Consider the following 23,240-nt stretch of genomic DNA (forward strand, 5'->3'; position numbering starts at 1 on the left):
TAGGTGTCAAAATGGCCGATGCCCAACTTCCCGATTACGATACATTTGATTTTTTTCTGCATCAAAACGATCTAACTTGCACCGCTGCCGAAATTCACGGTGTTATCTGTGGCTGTTTATGCGCAGGTATGCCATATCAACAAGCTAAGTGGCGAAAATTTATTAGCGAATTTGTTTTACAAGATGCTGAAGTTGATGATCGAGTGGCTGAAAAATTTAGAGAAATTTACCAAGTGACTTATCAGCAATTAATGGAACCTGATTTTTCATTTCAAATCTATCTGCCTACTTCCGAGGACGTTCCATTAAATGAAAAAGCACAAATTTTATTAGAATGGCTGGCAGCGTTTATTTCTGCATTTGGGGCGGTGGTTGGTGAACAATTTTCTGCCGTTGATAAAGAAGTAAGAGAAGCTTATCAAGATTTGATTTCTATCAGTCAGATGGATACTGAAATGGAAGAGACAGAAGAAAATTTGATCGCTTTTGAAGAAGTGTCGGAATATATCCGTATGACAACCCTAATGTGTTTTGCCGAATTAGGGGACCACAACAGCCAGCAAGCTGGTGGGCCAGCTAAGCCGACGTTGCACTAATTAAATATCAGATGGAAACTAAAATGATCACGCTACAAGAGTATGTTGCTCGACGTGAAGCTGTTTTTGCGCAGATGTTACCGAATAGCCTAGCGGTCGTTGCAGCTGCCGATGAAGCTAAACGCAGCAGAGATACTGAATATCCGTTTCGCCAAGACAGCGACTTTTATTATTTAACAGGTTTTAACGAACCTGAAGCCATTTTAGTGCTAGTGAACCTTGGCCAGTCGCAGCAAAGTGTATTATTTTGCCGCACTAAAGATGCGCTGGCGGAAATCTGGCAAGGCCGGCGATTAGGACCAGACGCTGCGGTTGACCAGTTAGCGGTAACACAAGCTTATCCTATCGAGGCGTTTGCAACTGAGTTCGCTGGTCTGAATAAAGGCTGTGATACTTTATATTGGTCACATGCAAATGAGGCACTTACCGATAAGCTGCAAGCGCTATTAAAGGTTCAGCGGCAAACAGGGAAACACGCTCAGGTGCCAAGTCAGTGGATAGACCTATGCCCCATGCTGCATGAAATGCGCTTGTTTAAATCAGCCGCAGAAATCTCAGTGATGCAAAAAGCAGCCGATATCAGCGTAGATGCCCATAAAAGAGCAATGAAGTTTGTACAGCCTGGGTGTTATGAATATCAGCTAGAAGCCGAGCTGAAACATGAATTTGCAATGCAAGGGGCTCGCTTTGAAGCTTACGCCAGTATTGTGGCTGGTGGGGCGAATGCCTGCATTTTGCACTATACAGAGAATAACCAGATCCTAAATGATGGTGACTTGGTGTTAATTGATGCTGGCTGTGAGTACCAGGGGTATGCAGCAGACATTACCCGAACTTTTCCAGTGAACGGCTGTTTTAGCGAAGCGCAAAAAAAAGTTTACCAGCTAGTATTAGATGCACAGACAGCGGCACTTGCTGCACTTGGTCCAGGAAAAAAACTAACAGACGCGCAGGATATTTGTATTCGGGTATTAAGCCAAGGTTTATTGGAGCTGGGAATACTGTCGGGTTCTTTAGAAGATATTATTCAGGAGCGCGACGGCCAGCCGCCAGCTTATCGTCAATTTTTTATGCATGGGTTAGGACACTGGTTAGGTTTAGATGTGCATGATGTTGGTAATTACCAGCAAAATGGAGAAGCACGTTTATTAGCGCCAGGAATGGTTTTGACGGTTGAACCTGGTTTATACATTAGCGAACAAGCAGATGTTGACGATTGCTGGAAGGGGATTGGTGTACGTATCGAAGATAATATTGTTATCACAGACGATGGCCATCGGGTTTTGACCGCGGCGGTCCCCAAAACCATCACCGCAATCGAGCAATGGATGAAAAGCAGCTAAGTTATGCAGAAAAATCACTATCACGCCGTGATTGTTGGGGCTGGGCTCGCAGGCACTTGCAGCGTACTCGCTTTATTGAAACAATTTACCAGCCGCGGGCTAAAGTTAGCTGTGCTGGATAAACAAGATGTGCTGACACCTCAAGCTGGGAATGGTGCCGATAGCCGCGCAATTGCATTATCAAAAAGTACCTATCAGAGTTTGTTAAACTGGGTGGATCATGCAAAGTTGTCGTTAATTAGCGAACCCATATTAGACATTGAAGTGAGCGAAGCTGGCAGTGCAGCTAGTAGTTTTTTAAACAGCAATAAACGAGAAGGGCCATACGGTTATGTGGTGACAGCAGCAGATTTGCAAACACTGTTTTTACAAACCCTTAGCGAGTCAGCTCTGAGTCAGTCCATCACTTGGTATAGTCCTGATGAGCTCATCGACTATACAGCTGATGAGCAAGAGGTTGAATTAACACTAAATAAGTCGGGGCGTATAAGTTGTGATTATTTACTTGCTTGTGATGGCAGCCATAGTCAGGTTCGTCAGTTAGCTCAATTACCTGTGCAAACTGAAGGTTTTGATCAATCGGCTTTAACAGCAATTATCACAGTCTCTGATAACCCTTTTTCGGGGCGAGCGTATGAGCGTTTTTGTGAGACTGGTCCACTGGCTTTGTTGCCATTAAAACAACCGGATCAGTTCGCTCTGGTCTGGTGTTTACCGCCAGCCCAATTAGCTACCTTTAAACAAAAGTCTGCGGCTGCACAAATAAACTCGTTACACACAGTGCTTGGTTATCGAGCTGGCCGCATTCGTACCATACGTTTAGGGGCGACTTATCCTCTTAACAGCTATTGGATGCCACAGGCTTACTGTCAGCGTACACTGTTTTTAGCCAATGCTTGCCACACCTTACATCCGGTTGCTGGGCAAGGTTTTAATTTAGCTGTCCGTGATATACTGGCCGCTTGTCAGCTTCTAGATAATAGTAAATCCGTCAATCGTTTGACTTGGCGAGCTGCAGATGTGGTCGCCTATCATCAGAGGCGTCAGCAGGATATTTTAGTTACGCGTCAAGCGACTGAATTTTTAGTACGATGTTTTTCAAATAATTACCAACCACTGAGACTGCTTAGAAATATCGGACTCTGTGGTTTGCAAATTGCACCACCTCTTAAACAGGCGATGACTCACTTTGCCATGGGCTACAGAACAAAATGATTAATAAATATCAACTTATCATCGTAGGAGCTGGGTTAGTGGGTTTAACTGCTGCACTGGCTGCATGCAGAAAAGGTTACAAAGTTGCGCTAGTGGGGGAGCAGTTGGCTCAGTTTAAAAATGACAGTCATGCTAAAGCCGCAAAGTTAAGAGTGGTTGCCCTAAATCAAGCATCAATCAATGCCTATGCAAACCTTAACGTATGGCCATTAATTTCTGCCAACGTCGGTATTTTTCAAAACATGCAGGTATGGGATCAAAATAGCACAGGACAGCTGGCATTTTCCGCTAAAGAAACAGAATACGAGCAGCTAGGTGCTATTGTAAATAATTTGGATTTGGCAAAAAGTGTCTACCAACAATTACAAGATGAACCTTTGTGCGAGTTTGTGACAGCGAATGCGGTTAAAGTTGAAACGGATGATCAAAGTGTTTGGCTGCAAGTCAGTGATGGAAAAATAATGCAAGGTTTGTTATTACTAGCCGCCGACGGTCGTCATTCTGCGCTCCGCTCCATGCTTAACATACCTTGTTGGCATACTGATTATGCCCAAGATGCAATTGTTGCTGAAGTAACAACTGATTTACCGCATCAGCAAATAGCGCGGCAAATATTTACCCCAGAGGGTCCACTGGCGTTTTTACCATTAGCCGACACTCATCGCTGTTCTATTGTCTGGTCGTTAGATAAAAGCAAGGCCCAGCAGGTAATGCAGCTATCGAATCGCGCGTTTGCCAAACATTTAACAGCGACTTTTGACGGTGTATTAGGCTATGTTGAATTAGCTTCTGAACGAGTCAGTTTTCCACTGAAAGGGCATTATGCTAAATCTTTTGTGCATAACCGCTGCGTACTCGTTGGTGATGCGGCGCACACCATTCATCCATTAGCAGGACAAGGGGCAAATCTCGGCTTATTAGACGTATTTTATTTGCTTGATTCGTTACCAGACGTAATGTCACAGCTTGGTGACAGAGAGCTTGTTAAAATCAGGCAGCAGATGCGAGGCCGGCAAGCAGAAGCAATTGAAAACCTGGCTGTTATGCAGGCATTTAAAGAGGGTTTTTCGATGACTGTGCCACCGCTGAAAATGCTTCGTAGCTTGGCACTAAACACAGTCGCTCATTTAAAACCACTGCAAAGGGCGTTTATTCGTCGAGCCTTGGGACCGACTGATACAGGACCAAGTTTGTGTCAGAGCTGGCCAGATAAAAGATTATAGGCTTAACTTATAGCTTTTAATCTTTAACTAGCGGAGCGTGCAATGGCTTTACTTTCAATTGATGATACTGAGCCAGTTAAACGAACTTTTTGGCAATTTGCATTTTGCCCTCGACAAATTAAAAACGCCTTATTAACAGCAGCCGTGGTGGGGACTTTATTAAATTCACTCAACCAAGGCAGTGTATTATTATCCATGCCAGCTGAGGTGAACTGGTTTAAATTTTTTTTCACTTATTTGGTGCCTTATTGTGTTGCGACCTACGCAGGCGCCACTGGCAGTTTACGTTGTGCCCATATGCAGGCACAATGGCAACAAAAACACCAAAAGCCTTCACAATAATGGGCAAGCGCCAGCGAATGTTGGCGTTTGTGATGAAGTACCCTTAATTAGTCTGTTATAAATTAATTCGCTTATTAAACTATTGCCTTTGCAAATTAGTAAAAGTTAATCGTTTTTTTATTTTTTGTCTATAATAATACACATGCATTTTGTCATTGGGCTATGATGTAAAAGCTGGCTTTAAGAATGGGCATGGACGTTAATCTTATAATGGCATTAGGATACTAACTAAGATGTATAATTTATCAGTTGAATATAAAATTTTAGTGGTCGATGATGACAAATCGAACCGCCAGATTTTAACTTTGCTTTTAGCAGAATTAGGGCAGGTGATATTGGCTTCTACTGGGCAAGAGGCTATGCAGAAAGCTTGTCAGCAGCAACCAGATATTGTTATTTTGGATATTTTACTGCCTGATTTGAGTGGTTATGAGCTCATTAATGCATTAAAAAGCGAGGAGCGTACTCAGCATATCCCACTTATTGTTGTTTCGGCCAGTGACAGCTACGAAGCCGAAGAAAAAGCGCTCTTAAGCGGTGCGGTTGACTATATTAAAAAACCTTTTCATGCCTCTATCTTAAAAGCTAGAGTAAATGTAAATTTGAAAAACATTTCGCAGCGTCGAATGTTTGAAAAACTTACCCACCTAGATGCATTAACCGGTATTCCAAATTATGCCCAAATTGAAGAGTTATTTAATAAAATTCAGCATAAATGTGCAAATGACGAAAAGTTGCTGCTTGCGGTAGTGGATATTGATGATCTTGCCCGATACAACAAACTCCAGGGGCGGCATGCTGGCGACCGGGTATTGCGTTTAGTCGCCCATGCATTGGCAGGTCGCTTGATGATGTTTAACGGTCATCTTGTGCGCTTGTATGACGCAACCTTTGCAATTATTATGGCTTGTTGTGATGAAAGCGAAGCCGAAAGTGTATTGTCTCAATTATTAAAAAGTGTGCGCTTATTAGAGTTACCTGTTGATGAAACAGGTAATCGAAGTGTTAGTGTAAGTGTTGGGGCGTGTTTGAGATCAAATACAGGGCAATCGACAGATGTCTTTCGGATGCTTAAATTTGCTCATACTTCATTGCAAGCGGCAAAAAATCAAGGCCGTAATTGTTTTGTTTTAGAGCAAACAAAAATCGATTAATAAGTTCTGAAGCTTGTTTTTTTTTGTTGATAAAGTAGTCTATTAGGCTGATTTTTAAGTATCCTGCTTAAGGTAGTATTTTGGCTGATAACTTTCGTTTACATGCGGTCCGCATCGCATTAATTTACCTGCTATTTTCGATAACTTGGATACTTTTTTCTGACCAAATGGTTGCCTTGTTATTAAAGGACTCGATATGGTTAACCTATGTGCATACATTAAAAGGTTGGATCTACGTTTCTATCTCTGCATTGCTTTTGTATCGCTTAATTAGCAAAAGCATCGCGCAAGTTGAAGCGGTTTCCTTTAAAGACGAGTTAACCGGGTTAGCCAATCGAAATGCCTTTCGTCGTCAACTAGAAGTCTGCTGCGAGAAAAAAGAATATTTTTGTGTGAGTATTTTAGATATTGATAACTTTGCAGCCATCAATGATAGCAGTGGTCATGGTGCGGGTGATCGTCTGGTGCTGAATTTAGCCCGTCTTTTTAACCAAGTATTGCCTGATGATTGGTATATTGCCCGTATCGGTGGTGATGAATTTGCTTTTATTTCACCGTCTGGTGTCGGTAAAAAAAAGGTAGTTAACAACTTAAACCAACTAAATACTGCGTTACAAACAGAACATTTAGACTTTGTACAATCCCACCTTGTCACAGCCAGTATTGGCGCTGCTGAGTATGGGCCGCATGGCACCAATGCAACGGATCTATTGCGTGCTGCTGACGCGGCCTTAATGCATATCAAGAATAATGGTAAAAATCAGTTATACTTTTTTCACAGAGAGTTAGAAGAAGAACTCACTGAATACTTACAGTTGGTTAAAGCGTTAAAACAAGCCTGTATTAAACAAACATTTTCACTGGTGTATCAACCTCAATGGTCGTTAACAGAAAAGCGTTGGCATGGTGCTGAAGTGCTCATTCGCTGGCAGCATGAAACCTTAGGTTTTGTTTCACCTGAGCGTTTTATCCCAGTGGCCGAAAAAGAAGGTTTAATTGGTGACATTACTCGTTTGGTCGTGCAAAAAGCGTGCGCAGAACTACACAGGGTTGGTATTACATCGGCAGAGCTAAGCTATTTATCAATCAACTTTTCGCATAGCCTCATGAATCACAAAGCCGTAATCGCTGATATAGATAGCTGTTTACAGTCATCTTCTGAAGAGTTGCCGACTATTGTTATGGAGATTACGGAAACAGCTGCGATGCAGGCGCTCAATGATACTCAAGCATTGTTAGCAAAATGGCGGCAAGAAGGGGTGAAAACCTCTATTGACGATTTTGGCACGGGTTATGCGTCATTGAGTCGAATTAAACAAATGCAGGTGGATGAAGTAAAAATTGATAAGAGTTTTATTCAAGGTTTGCCAAATAACCAAAGCGATATCGCCATCACCAAAGCTGTGCTGGCGATGGCCGAGAGCATGGGCTTAAAAGTGGTTGCTGAAGGTGTTGAGACACTCCAACAGGCTCAATTTTTAAGCCGTGCAGGTTGTAACATTTTACAAGGCTACTTTTTAAGTCGACCTGTACCGATTGAACAACTCGCGCTTGTGATTGCCAGCCCTGCTCAGTTAGAGACTAGATAAATGTATAAATATAAATTGTCAAAAGCGTTAGGTTTGTTAATCATTTTACTTTGTATTTTTGGGCTTGTGTATTTAACCGAAAGCATGGTTGGCCAAATAGAAAAAGATGCCGACAACCAGCAGAAGTTTAAAGTGACTATGCAGGTGGCAACCGTATCGGCCCGTTTAGAAGCGGCAATTTATCAGGATGTTTATATCGCTGATAGTCTTGCAACTTTGTTAACTGTGCGTTCATTTGCCGATGAAGATGAGCTAGACCGATTAACCACAGAACTATTACGCAAATCTAACTATACCTCGCAAATTGGCGTTGCACCTAATGATGTGATCCGAAACATATTTCCGTTGGGGCGGGAACCTGAAATTATTGGTGTTAGATACATAGACGTGCCCGATCAATGGGTGTCAGTGCGAGCTGCGCGTCAATCACAAAGCATTGTGATTAATGGTCCATTGAATTTATTAAATGGTAACGAAGGTATTATTGCGCGCCTACCAGTATTTACCGATCCACCGTACAATTTAAATTATTGGGGAGTTGTCAGCGCTGTGATGCCAGTAAAACGTTTATTCGAAGATACCGGCGTTTATCAATTGCAACAACAAACAGAGCTCGCAATTAAACATGCCGATGGCAAAGTTTTTATGGGCGATAAAGGTGTATTCGACGAGCCCGATTATAGCGATTCAGTCCGTTTACCAGGCGGGCGATGGATCATTGCTGTCAAATTTAAACCTCACCCTGTGCAAAATATTATCTGGGTGCGCGGGGTGAGTTATTCAGCCTTATTTTGTTTAGTATTGGCAATTTTTCTTGTTTATCGCTCTTATCGGAAAATGCACCAGATGTCTTTGTACGATGAACTGACCGGGTTAGTCAATCGCCGTTTTGTTATGCATCACCTCACTGAGCTGGTGGAGAGTAATAAACAGCAAAGTTTTTCAGTGATCAATTTAGATCTCAATAAGTTTAAATACGTGAATGACAACTTCGGCCATGACGCTGGTGATGCTTTGTTAGTTGAGGTAGCTAAACGTTTTAAACACGCATTGCGAGCATCTGATGTAGTCGCAAGATTGGGCGGTGACGAATTTTTTATTATTTTGCCAAGGCAATCTGAGCTTGCCGATATAAATAAAATAATTGAGCAATTAGAGAAAAAAGTCACATCGCAGTCAATGCTTTATCAAGGGCATGAATTACCCATTTCGGTTGCCATGGGCGGTGCCTGTTACCCAGCCGATGCAAAAGATATTGAAAGTCTGTTAAAAGTTGCGGATCAGCGCATGTATCAGGATAAAGTTAATACAATTGATTAAAAAAAGGCGAGTCTAAGTTCGCTTGGCGTCGTTTTGAACCAGCGTTTGAATGCGCGGCGAAAGTTAGCTAAATCTGAATAACCTAATTGTTTCGCAAGCGCTTCTGTAGTTTGCGGTTGTTCGCTTAATAATTGTGCGACTCGGAGCCGATAGTAATTATCCAATAAGTTTTGATAGCGCGTATTATGTTGTTTAAGTTTACGTTTGAGTGTGGCTACACTCATTTTAAAGTGCTGTGCGGTCTCTTCTAACGTGAGTGGACCATAACGATTTAATAAACGCTGAACTTGCGCCACAATAGTCGTTGGGGTCACTTGCTTGTTGGTTTGTTGCAACGCATATTGTCGAGTAAGAGGGCTATAACAAAAACAAGGTTGTTGTAGTGCACTGAGCGGGATTTTAAACATATCAAAAGGCTGCGAAAAATTTATTTTTAAACCCAGGTTTTGTTCGTATTCTTGAATTTGTTTGGGGCGTTGTTGGGTAAAATAATATTCGATGGGTAGGCGTTTTTGTGCAAGGTATTTTAAACCCGCGTGCAGGGCTGTAAAGCTGTAGTTTAAAATAAACTGATACAGTTCTTTGCAACCATAAATATCATAAAAATAAACAGTTAAATAACCTTGCCCGGTATGGCTATCACAGCCTAAAAACGGGCTGATTTGAGTTTTAAAGCGTCCTAAAAGGGTTAAAAAGTCAGCACAGTTTTGGGCACTGGACAGCGCCTGACTTAAGTATCCGAAGTTGCCAGGCAAGATACGTTGACCCAATAAAAAGCTGGCGTCATGCCCAGGGATCAGTTGTTTAGCACGTGTTATTAATTGTAAAAATTGTTGGCTGGATATGAGATGGTTTGAGCCTGCCAAATCTTCTTTAAAAATGCCTGTACCCCTTAATAACTTATCGATAGATACACCCCGACTGACCGCTAAGTCGATTAAACTTGCGGGCAAGTGATGGGCTGCAATGACCTTATGGTCTGGCTGGATAAGCGATTTCAATTTGCGGCTTGTTCCAATTTTAAATTGACCTGTTTAATAGCGTCTTCAATATCGCTGCCCGCGAGCATATGCTGCCAAGCTGCAGACACTTTATGATAAACAGCTTTACCGGTGCGGCTTGGTTTGAACGCTAAATGATTAATGGCTGTTTGAATTTGCGTAATAATTTCACCGGTCTCTCGCTCACAGGTGTCTGGCAAAACTAAAATAAATCTATCACCCGCATACCGGCAGGCGAGATCCGCGTGGCGTAAGTTCATTACAATAATATCAGCAACTTCCCGTAATAACCTGTCACCGTCAAGGTGACTATATTGGCGGTTAAATGCGGCAAAATTATTAATATCTAACATTGCAAGTGAATAAGGGGTACCCGCCCGATTGAGTTTGGCTAAATGCGTGCGCATATATTCAGCGCTATACAATTGAGTGACATAGTCAATTAGGCTATGTTCACGATAAAAAGCTTCTCTGCGGCTAAGCTGTTGATGCAACTTGACTTGCTCTTGGTGCCATAAATATAGCCCCCAACTCATCAATATCATGCCGATCGACGCAGGCAAAGACTCAACCCAATAGAGCCAAAAATCTTTATCTGGGTAGCTAAAAAATTCATCTAATAGATCTAACATGCAGCTCATTAAAAAACAGCTTAGTCCAACAGCTAATAATAATGTAACCCGTCCATGAGGACGGCTAGCTAATAGAAAAAACAGCCATAACCCCGTCATTATTAACATCCCGCCTTCCCCAAGAATATCTAAATAATCTGAGTCTGACTGTGCTTTTAATGTGCCTTGGCTAAATACGATTAACAGCAAACTACAGCAGATCCCTATGATAAACATAAGTAATTTACTGTGGCCTTTTAACATTGAAAATTCCATCTTGTCGCTCGCTCAATTTAAGTCGCGCGAACAGTAGCGAAAAATCTTCGAACTGCAAAGGGTTAATTTAGCTCAGTCAATTTCACCTAAAGGGGCTTAGTATGGGTTCTTGACTATAGGTTTATCCATTGGTTTTTTTTAACTAATTGATTTTTATTTATTTTATGTGAGGTTTTTTTGGCTCAAACCAGCCTGTTTATCACCCAATTTGGTCCCCCTAAAGGCCTGTTTTTAACTTCTGTCATAAATGTTTCATAGCAATTAAAAACACAAAACGGTTAACTGCTGCCAACTTTTAAGGGAGTCAAACTTATGTTTATGCAAAGCAATTTTAAAAAAAATAAAGTGCTGTTGGCCTGTGCTGCAGCTTTAACATTCGCTTCTACTTCAGCCGATGCGGGTATTCTGTTAGGTAAAGTAACGGGGCCAGAACAAAAGCAATTGTTTAAAGGCGCTCAAATCAATATTACAGAACTTGGCATTCGTACGACGACTGACGAGCGTGGCCAATACAGATTTAGTGATCTGCCCGCAGGTGAATATACATTGGAAGTGACTTATTTAGGTGAACAACCGACGAATTATCGTATTCGCGTGCCAGAGACAGGTATTGAACAGAAAAACTTAGTGATCTCCTCGGCCAAAACAATCGAAAATCTAGTCGTTTATGCACAAAAAACAGGTCAAGCCAGTGCGTTAAACATGCAAAAAAATGCTGCTAGCATTAAATCGATTGTCTCATCAGATGCGATCGGTCAGTTTCCAGATCAAAATGTGTCGGAAGCATTGCAGCGATTACCAGGATTATTTATTGAGCGAGATCAAGGGGAAGGTCGTTTTGTTGGCATCCGCGGGATCGACCCTAATTTGAACAATGTCACTATTAATGGCTTAAACGTTCCATCACCTGAAGCTGGGGTGCGCTCTGTGGCGCTTGATGTGATCCCATCACAACTAGTAGGCAGTTTAGAAGTTTCTAAATCAGTCACGCCAGATATGGACGCAAGTGCGATCGGTGGTTCAATCGAAGTTAAAAGTTTAAGTGGTTTTGACCGACCTGATGGAAGCATGAGCGCGACAGTCGCCTTATCAAATAACCGCTTACGTGACGAAACCAGTCCTAAATTAGAAGCCAGTTATAGCAAAATATTTGATGATAGCTTAGCGCTGGCCGCAGCGGTTTCATACTCTGAACGAAAATTTGGTTCTGACAATTTAGAGTCAAACGGTGATGATGAGCTAGAGCAAAGGTTTTATGATATTACGCGAGAGCGTTTGGGTGCGGCGGTGAACTTAGATTTTCGTCCTGATTTTAATAACAGCTATTATATTCGAACTTTATTTAGTGAATTTAGCGATGATGAATTTAGGTTGTCAAATACTTTTGTTTTTGCTGACGAAACAGAAATAGAACGAGCCAGTAAAGATCGTAAAGAAACACAGCAAATAATGAGCTTAACAGCAGGTGCTGAGCATATTGTCGACACTTGGACGCTAGAATACCAGCTTGGTTATTCAAAATCTAAAGAAGAAAATCCAAACGCCCTTTATTACACTTTAGTGGCGGAAGAATTGGACTTTAGCAGTGATATGCAAGGGAAAACCCCAGCGATTGAACAGTCTGATGAGGTCAGTGACTTTGCGAATTATGAGCTTGACGAAATTTCAGATGAGAGTGAAAAAGCGGAAGATGAAGAAACCAGCTTAAGTTTAGATTTATCTAAAAAGCTTGATATTCAGGGACAGCTAGTCGAGTTAAAGTTTGGTGGAAAATATCGTCAGCGTGAAAAAACAGCTATGGCGAATATTAAAATATTTGGTGGCGAGTTCGATAACTTTGACTTGCTTGCGCTGCAAGGCGGTCAACCCAATTGGTCAATAGGTCAATTTGGCTCGGCGTTAAAACGTGCTGAACTTAAAAATATGTTTGCCGATAATTTTGCCGACTTAGAGCTTGAAGAGAATGATTCGAATGCAGAATCAGCCGGTGCCTCCTACTTGGTAGAAGAAGATATTTTTGCAGCTTATGCAATGGCAAGCTTTGATATTGAACAACTTCATGTGGTCGCTGGTGTTCGTTATGAAAAAACTGAATTCTCGACTCATGGTCAAAAGGTTGAAGTTGTTGCGATTGAAGATGAGTTGAACGATATTGATTCTGAAGAGGTTATTACGACGGATTGGGCCTCAGAAAACGACTATGATAAATTTTTACCCAGTGTCAATCTTAGGTATGAGTTTAATGAAAACTTGATTGCTCGTGCCGCCTATACACAAACACTCGCCAGACCTAAGTTTGAAGATGCGGCTGCATTTCAAATTATTGATAGCTCAAGTGAGCGTGATGAAGACACAGGTGAGCTAGTAACCGAACGTGAAGCAGAAGTGGGTAATCCAAATCTAAAACCCTATTTTTCGGATAACTTCGACCTGACATTAGAGTATTACCCAGGCAATATTGGTATGTTTTCAGCGGGTTATTTTTATAAAAACATAGATAATTTTATCATTATTGCAGATGTGGCCGGCCGTGATGGTTGGCAGGATTACGACGAAGTTTTCCAGCCAATCAATGGTGACAGCGCTGAATTACATGGACTTGAGTTGGCTTGGGTTAAATCTTTCCAGTCGGGCTTATTGTTAGCGGCGAATGCAACAATTACGGATTCAGAAGCGACAACATTTTTAGACGGTGAAACCTTTACTACCCAGTTGCCAAACCAATCAGATGAAACAGCTAATCTAACCATAGGTTATGAATCTGAGCAGTTTAGTATTCGTTTGACCGGCGTTTATAAAAGTCAAAACTTAGAAGAAATTGATGGGGATATGTTGCGCTATGAAGACGACCATACACAAATAGACTTGTCAGCCAAATACTACATTAATCAACAGATGCATGTGTATTTTAATGGGGTGAATTTAAATGATGAGCCACTTTACCATTATTTTGACCAATCCAATGTGAATGCCCAGTACGAAACTTACGGTCGCACTTTTGAGCTTGGTTTTAGTTGGACATCTTTCTAAAAACTTTTGTAAAACGTATATTCTGGCGGTCAGTACGCTTTGTCCGCCAGAAAGCGCTATATCCATTTTATCTATATCAGGTTTTATCATTAATGAAGTTTATGCAAACAATGCTGGCGATCGTGGTTATCTTTATGGCTATCGCTTGCAGCCATTCCGTCTCCCAGGTAGACAATGCAGATCAACAAGAATCTTTAACACCAGTGACCCGCTTTGCGGTGGACAAATTAAATGGCAATCGGGTGATTCAAATCACCAAACAGCAATGGTTGGCCAACAGTGAAAATTTGGGTTTATTTGTATTTGATGCAGATCAAAATATCCAATTAAAACACAGCGGCAATTATGAATCGCTTGATGTGCGGGCAAACGGTACAAAACAATGGTTTGTCAGCAGTATCGAAAAAGAGCAAGGGCGTTTTGAGCTATGGCTTTTAGATCTTCAAGCAGAACAGCTTAAGCCTTTATTCGAAATAGCGTTGGCCGACAGTGTCATCAACAATCAATGTCTGTATCAAGATCCGGCAAGCGGTGATTTACACGTCTTTTTATTGACGGCTGAGCATCAGGTAGCACAATATTTAATTGATCAAACGCAAGGCAAAGTTCACTTGATCCGTCAGTTTTCATCACCGCCGGGTAGCGAAGCATGCCGAGTAGACGACGCGGGTGGTTTTTTGTACATAGTCGAAGAAACGGTCGGTGTATGGCAATATCCGGTTGATCCAGAAGCCGAATTGGTAAGAGAGCCTATTGCAATTAAATACCCTTTTGGTGCGATTACCGGCGAGATTAAAGATCTACAAAGCTTACCAGACGGCAGTCTTTTAGTGGCGTTACCAGAACAAGGACAAATTCACCACTATCAACAACCTTTAGGGCGGGGCAAAGTGAAAACCTATTCGGTTGCCGACAGCGTGATCGAAAGTGTTGCTGCTTTTTTTAATCAAGGACAGTGGACTCTGAGCTTGTATGACGATAAACAGGGACGATATATTAGTAGCTCAATCAACTTATTGCTTGGTAAAAGAGCAGAAAAAGCGCTAAACATTGCTATATTAACAGCGGATATGCAAACCGATCCAGTAGCACGTTTTGCCGACGCGGCGGACGATCCCGAGATTTGGTTTAATAGTGCTAATCCGGCTCAAAGTTTGATATTAGCAACAGACAAAACTTATGGTTTAAAGGGATACGACTTATCGGGCAAAGAAGTCGCTGATATTGCCTCGGGACGAATTAACAACATAGATATTTTGCGCCAGCTCGAATGGCAAGGGCAGCGCTGGGATTTTGCCGCCGCCAGTAACCGCACCGATAATAGCATTGCTTTGTATCGTATCGCGCAAGATGGTCAGCTCACAGAGTTACCTGGGTTGCCAACCAGCTTGCCAGATGTATATGGTTTGTGCACCTATCAATCGCCATTAAATGGCGCCGCTTATGTGTTTATCAATGACGAATCGGGTCGCTTTCAACAATATCAGTTGGATTTATCAAACGAAAAAATTACAGCTAATTTAGTTAGAGAGTTTGCGGTTTCATCTCAGCCGGAAGGTTGTGTCGCCGATACAGGAACACAAACCCTTTATTTAGGTGAAGAAAATAAAGCGATCTGGTCTATCAGTGCTGAGCCAGATGGAAAAGCACTGAGCTTGTTTTATCAAGTTGACAATGAAGTTTTGTTTGCCGATGTTGAGGGTTTGTCTATTTACAAATCACAGTCAGCTTTGAGTCCAGATTATTTAGTGGTTTCAAGCCAAGGCAACAATAGTTATTTAGTGTTTGATTTAAGCACAGGTCAGTTGGCCGCTCGGTTTAAAATTGGTGCTGATGCGACTAATGGCATAGATGGAACCTCTGAAACTGATGGTTTGGCGGTGATATCTGAGCCTTTAGGAGATGCCTATCCGCAAGGTGCACTCGTTGTGCAAGATGGACGGAATGTCATGCCAGTGCAACCGCAAAACTTTAAGTTGCTTGATTGGCGCAAAGTGGCTGCTTTAATCGAGCAACAAAAACCATAAGCTGCGTATTCACGGCAAAACAATCGATTGGTAGCCAGGTGGTAAAAGTGCTGGCTGCCATTTTACCGGGAACCTGGTTGCGAGCATCAATAAAACAAATAATCAATACAAATTAACCCAGATTGAGAGAAATCCATCTGCAGTCTCTGTATAGTTGCTACAACAGCGACTATACAGCGGATAACAGGATATGACACCAGCCGTTAATTTATTAAAAAAACTCAAAATTGATTTTAACCTGCATGAATACATACATGATGAAAAAGCTACCAGTTACGGCTTAGAAGCCGCTGAAAAGTTAGCAGTGCCAGCGCAAAAAGTATTTAAAACACTCTTAGTTTGTAACGAAAAACAACAGCTGTTCGTAGCTATTGTGCCTGTTTGCCAACAATTAAACTTAAAACTTGCCGCAAAAGCAGCCGGTTGTAAAAAAATGCAAATGGCTGATAAGGCGATCGCCGAAAAAACAACTGGATACATCCTTGGGGGCGTAAGCCCGTTTGCGCAGAAAAAAAAGCTAGCGACGCTAGTTGATATCAGCGCTATGGCTCACAATAGTATTTTTGTTAGTGGCGGTAAAAGAGGGCTAGAAATTGAACTTGCGCCACAAAATTTAATAAATGTTTTAAATGCTAAAGCGGTTGCTTTGTGTTGAGTCATCCAATTGTTAGATAAATACGTTATAGTATATCAATTATAACAAATACAAGGATCGGCTTAATGTACCAAAAGTATGCAGCACTCATTTTTGATATGGACGGCACCTTGGTTGATAGTGGTCAGTTACATCAAAATGCTTGGATAAAAACATTTAACCGCTACTCAATTCCAGTGGATTATGCGCTTATGCGCTCACTTGCTGGCGTGCCAACTAAACAAACAATAGAAATAGTCGCAGATCATTTTGAAATAGATTTAGCTGTCTCTAGTGATGAGATGAACTATTTCAAAGAAGCGATTGTCCGTGCAACCTTATTAGATTATGTGCAAGCGACACCTCTACTTGAGGTAGTAAAAGAGTACCATGGTAAAAAGCCTATGGCGGTTGGCACTGGCGCTTATACAGACGAAGCAGAGCTGATTTTAAAAGCCTGTGGTTTATCCCCCTATTTTGACTATGTGGTAGGCGCTGATCAGGTTACTCAGCCAAAACCAGCGCCAGACACTTATTTACACTGTGCTAAGCTTTTAAAAGTAAACCCTGCTGACTGTGTTGTATTTGAAGATGCACCTGCTGGCATGCAAGCCGCTCGCCGTGCAGGAATGGAAGTTGTAGATGTTTTGCAGACACTGAATATTAAAAACGATTATTTTTTGGACAATAAATAATGAGCGCTGAACTGGTATTAGACTTTTGGTTTAACCAACTGACTTCTAAACAATGGTTTATTAAAGATGCCGAACTTGATCAGGAAATAAAACGCAAATTTTCTGGATTAGTCGAGCAAGCCGCTGCTTGTGAATTATTTGATTGGCGTCATACAGCACGGGGGCGGTTAGCCGAAATTATTGTGCTTGATCAATTCTCGCGCAATATTTACCGAGACACCGCCACTGCGTTTGCTCAAGACCCGCTAGCGCTTTGTTTAGCGCAAGAAGCCGTATTAGCAAATAAAGATGCTGATTTAAATCCTATCGAACGCAATTTTTTATATATGCCCTATATGCATAGTGAGTCGGCAAAAGTGCATTTACACGCGGTAACCCTGTTTGCCAATAACGACGTCAATGACAGCTATAAGTTTGAGCTTAAACATAAAGCTATCATTGATCGATTTGGCCGCTATCCACATCGTAATAAACTGCTTGCGCGGGCTTCAACCCCTGCTGAGATTGAGTTTTTAAAACAGCCTGGGTCAGGTTTTTAAGCAGTATAGAATTTTTTTAGTTTATCAATCAGCCAGTGCATGGCATCATCTCGATAGGCTCGATCAGCCATCCAATAAGCATTAATCGGATATTTTTTCAGGCTAATTGGGCTCGATGTAACTTTAAGGTTTAATGAGCTCTGGTATTTTTCTGGCGCTATCGCTAAGCAAGTCAAAAGTGCGTCCGAGTTGTGAAGTAACGGCAGCGTTGCCCAAAAAGAATCATGGTTTAGTTTTACTAATGTATTCGCCTGTACCCCAGTCAAATCTGGGTGATCGGCTAGTATATGTGAGTATGTTTGCCACTCAGTTAAATTGGGTTGTTGACTTATGGGGTGATCTTTACGCGCCAGCAGTGCCCATTTTAGCTCTCCACAATTTAAATGTTCAACCTGGCTACTTTGAAGTTCTAACTCATTAGCAAAGAGCAAATCAGTACGGCAACTTGTTAAAGCGGATGGGTCTTTATCATGGGTTTCAATATTTATCGTAAGTTCAGGGGCAAGTGCTTTGATTTGTTGAACGAATAAACTCAACTCCCACAAAAAAATATCAGGTGCCGTGATATTGATCACCCGTTGAGAGGTTGCTGGCTCAAATGCCTGATTGCTTTCAACAAGCAGTTCTATGTCTGCTAAAATTTGTTGTAAAGGGCCTCTGAGCGCTTTCGCTTTATCCGTTAACAGCATTTCTCTCCCCTCTCGAATTAATAATGGATCTGAAAAAGTTTCCCGTAACTTTTGTAGCGCATGGCTAACTGCCGATTGAGTTCGAAAAAGCCTTAAAGCCGCATTAGAGACAGATTTTTCTGTCAACAAAGCATCTAATGTTTTAAGCAGGTTAAGATCGATTTTGGCAAGTTTACTCATAGTTGACCACCTTGCTTAAATGAGCATTTCTGCAGGGGTTGTAACTTCCTCCATAGTCACTGTTCTGGGTAGACTTTTACCATCCTGAGTAAATAAGTGTGCTTTTTCTGCCAAAATTTTTAAATTTAGGGCGCTACCTTCTTGAACTTTAATTGAGCCAGGAATACTAAATTCCAAGCGCTCATCGCTGCCATCAAGCGTCGCATGTATATAGGTTAAATGGCCTTGGTATTGCACGTTTTTGATCCAGACCAGTGGGTCGTCATCTGAGCCGACAAAAATACTTTCTGCTCGAAAGCCCAGCGTCAGAAGACTACCAGGTGAAATATTGCTAGCGTCCACTCTAATTAAGATTAAAAAACCGTTTAAACTTATTTGTGCATGCTGTCCTTGTTGTTTGATAAAGGTGACTTTCAGCAGGTTGATTTGGTGTTGTCCGAATGCTTCAGCGGCAAATTGATTGCAAGGGAATTCGTATAGAGCCAAGGGGGTGTCGACTTGAATGATTTCTCCTTCTCTCATTAACACCACTCGGTCAGCTAGCGCCATGACTTCATCCGCTTCATGGGTAACAAAAATACTTGTACATTGATTAAGTTTGTGGTGCCTTTTAACCTCTAACAACATTTGCTGTTTTAGCTTCTGGTCTAGGTTGGAAAAAGGTTCATCTAGCAAAAAAACCCCAGGTTTTTTTATCAAGCCTCGCGCCATAGCGACTCTTTGCTGTTCGCCAGTACTCAACTGAGTAGGGTATCGCTCTAACTTATCTTCTATTTGCAATTGTTTCGAAATTTGGATCACTTGACGGGCTATTTCGCTCTCATTTTCTCCCCTTACTTGCAGTGGAAACGCGATATTATTAAAAACGTTCATATGTTGATATAGCGCGTAATCTTGAAAAATCATGCTGATATTTCTCTGCGATGTCGGTGTTTGGGAGATATCTTGATTATTAAAATATAAGCAGCCTGAATCGGCCTCAACTAAACCCGCAATAATATTGAGAAGGGTTGACTTACCACAACCAGATGGGCCAAGAATACATAAAAACTCGCCTGAATCGACAGTCAAAGAAATATTGTTTAATAGCATTTTTCGACTACTATCTGCCGCTGGATGTTTTTTATTGATTTGTTTCAAGCTGACAATTGGCATCTTAACTAACCTTTTTCATTAAGCGATCAAAGTGCCACTGTTGGTTCATTGTTTGAAACAAGCTACGGCGACAGAAAATAAATAATAACAACATCGGAAACACAGAAATAAAACAAGCAGCTAGCAAGCTCCCCCAGCTGGTCGACATACCGACAGAGTTGCGTAAAGAAAGTAACCCTAGTGGAAGGGTAAAAGTACTTTCAGGCGCGGTTAACAATATAAAAGGCCAGAAAAAATCATTCCAAGCACTTTGCACTGTTAATACGGCAACGCTGATTAATGCGGGTTTAGCTTGCGGCAGATAGATGTAACGAAAGATTTGCCAATGAGTTGCACCATCCACTCTGGCGGCAAACAATAGGTTTTTGTCCAGTCCATCAAAAAAATGTTTCATTAACAAAACTTGGGCAGACAGTATGCACATTAAGATAAGTGCCCAAGGAGAGTTTAGTAAGTCAACACTGCTAAACAACATATAATTTGAGATAAATATAGCTTGTGGGGGGATAGCCAAGCTGAATACTAGCAGAAATATCAGAGGTCGCCGCCCTGAAAATGAATATTTAGATAATAAATAGCCAGCAACGACCGCAATAACCATGCTCAAAATTAATTTACAGATGACAATAAATATAGAGTTGTATAACCAGCTGAAAATCAAACTGTGGCCGAGCTCTGGGGCATAAGTTGACTGATTTAAGTCGCGGTAATTATGAAATAGATAGTTGAATAAGCCAGGGGAGATATTACCCCAGCTAAGTAGTTGGCCGACCTGCTCTATATGGTCCGGTGGCAGGCTATAACTTAAGGCTTCAACGCCATCTGGTAATTTAATTTGCAGCGGTAGAGTCGCAAAAAATTGCTCACTGATATTTTTTAACTGGATGACAACCTGAAAGGTGTCTTGACTGAGCTGGTCCATTTCTAGGTGAATTTGGGTTGCTTCGTGTGAGGCAAAATTTGAGCCAGGGCGTTGCAATTGTTGTAACCAATTAGGCGTATTAACCTTGACGCCTATATTGTTTAGGTCTGGTTTGGTAAGACTACTAATTTGCATTTTAAATTTAATGGAGTGATTTGGCGTAAAGCCACCGGAAAAAGGTGAAAAAGCGCCTTGGTAGCCAGTGCTAATACTCTGGCCTAAATAACTTAATTTTAAGTAGTTGCTATCTGCTTGTAAGCGACCGGAAGTAGTTCTGACTTCACTTAAACTAGCATACAAGGCATAGGTAAAAGTCCCTAATGTCATCAGGGCTATCGCCAAAATGCAGATGAACAAATTAAAGCCACTGGGTTTGATAGTTTTAACGGCTAGCATATAAACTCCGATGTTTAAGCAAACGCTTAAGCGGCCAAACGATCAGCGTTAATATAAACAAAAACATAACAACAGCGGCAGCGCTTGCTATGCCTGCGCTAGGGTTCTGATTTGCTGGAAAAACATGCTGGTAAATATATTGTGCTAACGTGAGCTTAGACTCGATAGGCACAGCGCTGCCTAAAAAAAACACTTGCTCAAAGGTTTGCATCCCACTGATCAGGCTTAAAATAAGCAAAAGTAGTAGCAGTGGCTCAAGCAAAGGTAAGGTTATCCATTGGTGCATTTGAGCTCGGCTTGCTCCATCACAGGCTGCCGCTTGGTATAAGTTGGATGGGATGCTATTGAGTGCGCAAAACAATAATAAACAATACATGGGCACGTTTAACAAGGAGTTCTGGATAATTATCAACCAAAGCGGTGGACTTAGCCCTAACCAGCTTTGATAGCTACTTAATAAAGGGTTGCTAGTGAACTTCATACTCGCAGCAGGAATATATTGATATCCTAAAATGAGTAGTATTATGACTATGCTCCACCGGACAACAGCTTTAAATTTTTTAATCGGTAGTTGAAAGACAACATATAGAATACTAGCCGTCGAAATAAACCAAATAGCAAACTCTTTGGGCGCTTGCAAAAAAGTATAAACTGCTTCTGATTGAATCAAAAATAAACAAATAACAGTTAAAGCAGCACTTGAGAATAAAGCTGGAAGGTACAAAATTTCTCGGTAAAAGTGATGGCTATGCATATGCTTATGCAAACTCAGCGCAATAAATAAAGCGGCGCTTATTTGGATGATACTGCCGATAGTGCTCATCAGTAGGGTATTTATACTTGCTTGCCAAAATACCTCATCAAACATAAGTTGGGCAAAATTATTTAAGCCAACCCAGTTAGGCGCATTAAAGAGATTATAACTTTGTAAACTGTACCATATGGTTTTGCCAAACGCGTAGACGATAAACAAACTTAAACTCGCTACAAGTGGCGCTAGCAGTAGCCAACATAATAAATTGAAATTAAGGCTGCGCATCTACATAAACCTCCTTGTACATAGCCAAGTAAGCTTTTTGAGCCTCTTGGATAAGTTGTTCAAGGGGACGGTTACTTAACATGGCCGATCTAAGGGCTTTATTGATTGGCGCCATCCAAGCACTGCCATACCGTTCAAATTGATAAGGATATAATTGACTCGTCGCTAAAATGCGGGCGGTAGATTGAAATAGCTGGTTTTCACTCGCTGTGTTGCCGGCTTTAGCCTTCATGATGACTTGATTGCTAGCGGGGAGTGCGACGGCATTGTTCCAAATAAAGTGCTGTACTTTTTGGCTAGTCAAAATTTGGATAAGTTGCAGGCTTTTATCAAGTTGTGCTGAATTTCTATTCACAGCCCAAGCTACCGCAAAGATCAAATTGCCGGGTTTCTTTTCTGCAGACGAGACGGGTGGGGCTACGGTGGCAAAATTTAAATTTGGAGCATGAATTTGAATATGCTGATTAATCCAAGTACCCTCAACAGAGACGGCAGACAAACCAGAAGTTAGGCAGCCACTGCTCCAAGTATGGCCAACGTTGTTAGGCACAGCGGCAATGCCTTTACGGACTAAACCGACATAAAAACGGAATGCAGTGATAAAGTTTTCATCTAACTGGGTTTGCCCATTTTCAGTAAATGGCTGCCACCCAGCTGATAGGGCAAAGGGGGCAAATGATGCATAGTCAGGTGTCAGACATATAGAAATTTGCCCTTTAGGCTTTAAGTGAGCCGCTAGCTTTGCTAGTTTATCCTCTAAACTAGCAAAGGTTTCTGAATCCGTTAGAAAGGGGACTTTTGCAGCGCGAAACAAGTCCTTATTAAATTGCATTGAGATAGTATTATAGTCTTTAACTATGCCAAAGGTTTCACCTCGAATAGTAAATAATTGGTTCAATTCAGGATAAATTCTGTTGACCAGTTCGGGCGCACCATAGCTAAAATTATATAATAGATCGAGTTTGGCCAGTCGATGAATATCTGACACATCAACGTAAAAAACATCTGGGGCTTTGCCAGATGAAAAACGATTCAGTAAAAATGAATTATGGCTGCTTTCTAGCGCTGTGTAAGCAACTTGAATGTTCGCTTGGGTGAGCTCAGTTGCGACCACGTCAGAGAGAATTTTTTGGATGACTAAGCGGTCAAAGCCACCCCATCCAGAGAGAACGACAGTTTCAGCCGAAGCTTTTTGGAGCGTGAACAAAAAAATTAAAGGCAAACAAATAGTCAGCGAAAATAAGCTCTTAAACATGATAAACAG

At 41.5% G+C, this 23,240-nt stretch carries 20 protein-coding genes; 13 read left to right on the forward strand and 7 right to left on the reverse strand.

Going from position 1 to position 23,240, the window contains the following annotated elements; genetic code table 11:
• The first annotated feature begins 11 nt into the window (after positions 1-11).
• From C727_RS0104750 to C727_RS17985, 8 genes are all read left to right on the forward strand, one after another.
• Positions 12-596, forward strand: coding sequence for a UPF0149 family protein (locus C727_RS0104750; RefSeq protein WP_040459190.1), 585 nt, complete (start codon positions 12-14; stop codon positions 594-596).
• 23 nt (positions 597-619) lie between these two features.
• Complete coding sequence (pepP, locus tag C727_RS0104755; protein ID WP_017444484.1) at positions 620-1,939, forward strand: Xaa-Pro aminopeptidase; 1,320 nt, start codon at positions 620-622, stop codon at positions 1,937-1,939.
• 3 nt (positions 1,940-1,942) lie between these two features.
• Positions 1,943-3,154, forward strand: a complete 1,212-nt coding sequence (locus tag C727_RS0104760; protein ID WP_017444485.1) for an FAD-dependent monooxygenase — start codon at positions 1,943-1,945, stop codon at positions 3,152-3,154.
• Entirely contained in the window at positions 3,151-4,377 is a 1,227-nt protein-coding gene (locus C727_RS0104765) for an FAD-dependent oxidoreductase (protein ID WP_017444486.1), read from the forward strand. Before C727_RS0104760 ends, C727_RS0104765 begins: the two co-directional genes overlap by 4 nt.
• 42 nt (positions 4,378-4,419) lie before the next feature.
• The gene (gene nrtS, locus C727_RS17975) at positions 4,420-4,719 is read left to right on the forward strand and encodes a nitrate/nitrite transporter NrtS (RefSeq protein WP_017444487.1); all 300 of its coding nucleotides are present in this window, start codon (positions 4,420-4,422) and stop codon (positions 4,717-4,719) included.
• Positions 4,720-4,952: 233 nt separating this feature from the next.
• Entirely contained in the window at positions 4,953-5,873 is a 921-nt protein-coding gene (locus C727_RS18965; protein ID WP_017444488.1) for a GGDEF domain-containing response regulator, read from the forward strand.
• A gap of 80 nt (positions 5,874-5,953) precedes the next feature.
• Complete coding sequence (locus tag C727_RS0104780) at positions 5,954-7,462, forward strand: putative bifunctional diguanylate cyclase/phosphodiesterase (RefSeq protein ID WP_017444489.1); 1,509 nt, start codon at positions 5,954-5,956, stop codon at positions 7,460-7,462.
• Positions 7,463-8,782: a diguanylate cyclase gene (locus C727_RS17985; protein WP_017444490.1), complete on the forward strand. Its 1,320-nt coding sequence runs from the start codon at positions 7,463-7,465 to the stop codon at positions 8,780-8,782. It abuts the gene before it with no gap.
• Here C727_RS17985 and C727_RS0104790 read toward each other — a convergent pair.
• Both C727_RS0104790 and C727_RS0104795 read right to left on the reverse strand, forming a co-directional pair.
• A complete protein-coding gene (locus C727_RS0104790; protein ID WP_017444491.1) occupies positions 8,779-9,783 on the reverse strand; it encodes an AraC family transcriptional regulator in 1,005 nt (334 codons plus the stop codon). The genes C727_RS17985 and C727_RS0104790 overlap by 4 nt on opposite strands.
• Positions 9,780-10,658, reverse strand: a complete 879-nt coding sequence (locus tag C727_RS0104795; RefSeq protein WP_017444492.1) for a GGDEF domain-containing protein — start codon at positions 10,656-10,658, stop codon at positions 9,780-9,782. Before C727_RS0104795 ends, C727_RS0104790 begins: the two co-directional genes overlap by 4 nt.
• A 324-nt stretch (positions 10,659-10,982) precedes the next feature.
• Between C727_RS0104795 and C727_RS0104800 the strand changes: the two genes are divergently transcribed.
• The 5 genes from C727_RS0104800 to C727_RS0104820 all read left to right on the forward strand — a co-directional run bounded on the left by C727_RS0104800 (position 10,983) and on the right by C727_RS0104820 (position 17,595).
• Entirely contained in the window at positions 10,983-13,700 is a 2,718-nt protein-coding gene (locus C727_RS0104800; protein WP_017444493.1) for a TonB-dependent receptor, read from the forward strand.
• Between the two features lie 92 nt (positions 13,701-13,792).
• On the forward strand, positions 13,793-15,727 hold the full coding sequence (locus C727_RS17990) for a phytase (RefSeq protein WP_017444494.1): 1,935 nt from the start codon (positions 13,793-13,795) through the stop codon (positions 15,725-15,727).
• A gap of 190 nt (positions 15,728-15,917) precedes the next feature.
• Positions 15,918-16,382: a Cys-tRNA(Pro) deacylase gene (gene ybaK / locus C727_RS0104810; protein ID WP_017444495.1), complete on the forward strand. Its 465-nt coding sequence runs from the start codon at positions 15,918-15,920 to the stop codon at positions 16,380-16,382.
• Between the two features lie 65 nt (positions 16,383-16,447).
• The gene (locus C727_RS0104815; protein WP_017444496.1) at positions 16,448-17,056 is read left to right on the forward strand and encodes a beta-phosphoglucomutase family hydrolase; all 609 of its coding nucleotides are present in this window, start codon (positions 16,448-16,450) and stop codon (positions 17,054-17,056) included.
• A complete protein-coding gene (locus tag C727_RS0104820) occupies positions 17,056-17,595 on the forward strand; it encodes a DUF924 family protein (protein ID WP_017444497.1) in 540 nt (179 codons plus the stop codon). Before C727_RS0104815 ends, C727_RS0104820 begins: the two co-directional genes overlap by 1 nt.
• Here C727_RS0104820 and C727_RS18970 read toward each other — a convergent pair.
• From C727_RS18970 to C727_RS0104845, 5 genes are read right to left on the reverse strand one after another with little or no spacing between them, the layout of a single operon-like run.
• Complete coding sequence (locus C727_RS18970) at positions 17,592-18,464, reverse strand: LysR family transcriptional regulator (protein WP_017444498.1); 873 nt, start codon at positions 18,462-18,464, stop codon at positions 17,592-17,594. The genes C727_RS0104820 and C727_RS18970 overlap by 4 nt on opposite strands.
• Positions 18,465-18,479: 15 nt before the next feature.
• Positions 18,480-19,619: an ABC transporter ATP-binding protein gene (locus tag C727_RS18000; protein WP_017444499.1), complete on the reverse strand. Its 1,140-nt coding sequence runs from the start codon at positions 19,617-19,619 to the stop codon at positions 18,480-18,482.
• Between the two features lies 1 nt (position 19,620).
• The gene (locus C727_RS18975; protein ID WP_017444500.1) at positions 19,621-20,937 is read right to left on the reverse strand and encodes a carbohydrate ABC transporter permease; all 1,317 of its coding nucleotides are present in this window, start codon (positions 20,935-20,937) and stop codon (positions 19,621-19,623) included.
• On the reverse strand, positions 20,924-21,976 hold the full coding sequence (locus C727_RS0104840; protein ID WP_017444501.1) for a carbohydrate ABC transporter permease: 1,053 nt from the start codon (positions 21,974-21,976) through the stop codon (positions 20,924-20,926). The genes C727_RS18975 and C727_RS0104840 overlap by 14 nt, the downstream gene beginning before the upstream one ends.
• Positions 21,963-23,231, reverse strand: coding sequence for an extracellular solute-binding protein (locus C727_RS0104845; protein ID WP_017444502.1), 1,269 nt, complete (start codon positions 23,229-23,231; stop codon positions 21,963-21,965). Before C727_RS0104845 ends, C727_RS0104840 begins: the two co-directional genes overlap by 14 nt.
• Between the last annotated feature and the right edge of the window lie 9 nt (positions 23,232-23,240).

Source organism: Gayadomonas joobiniege G7, assembly GCF_000300815.1.
Taxonomy (GTDB): domain Bacteria; phylum Pseudomonadota; class Gammaproteobacteria; order Enterobacterales; family Alteromonadaceae; genus Catenovulum; species Catenovulum joobiniege.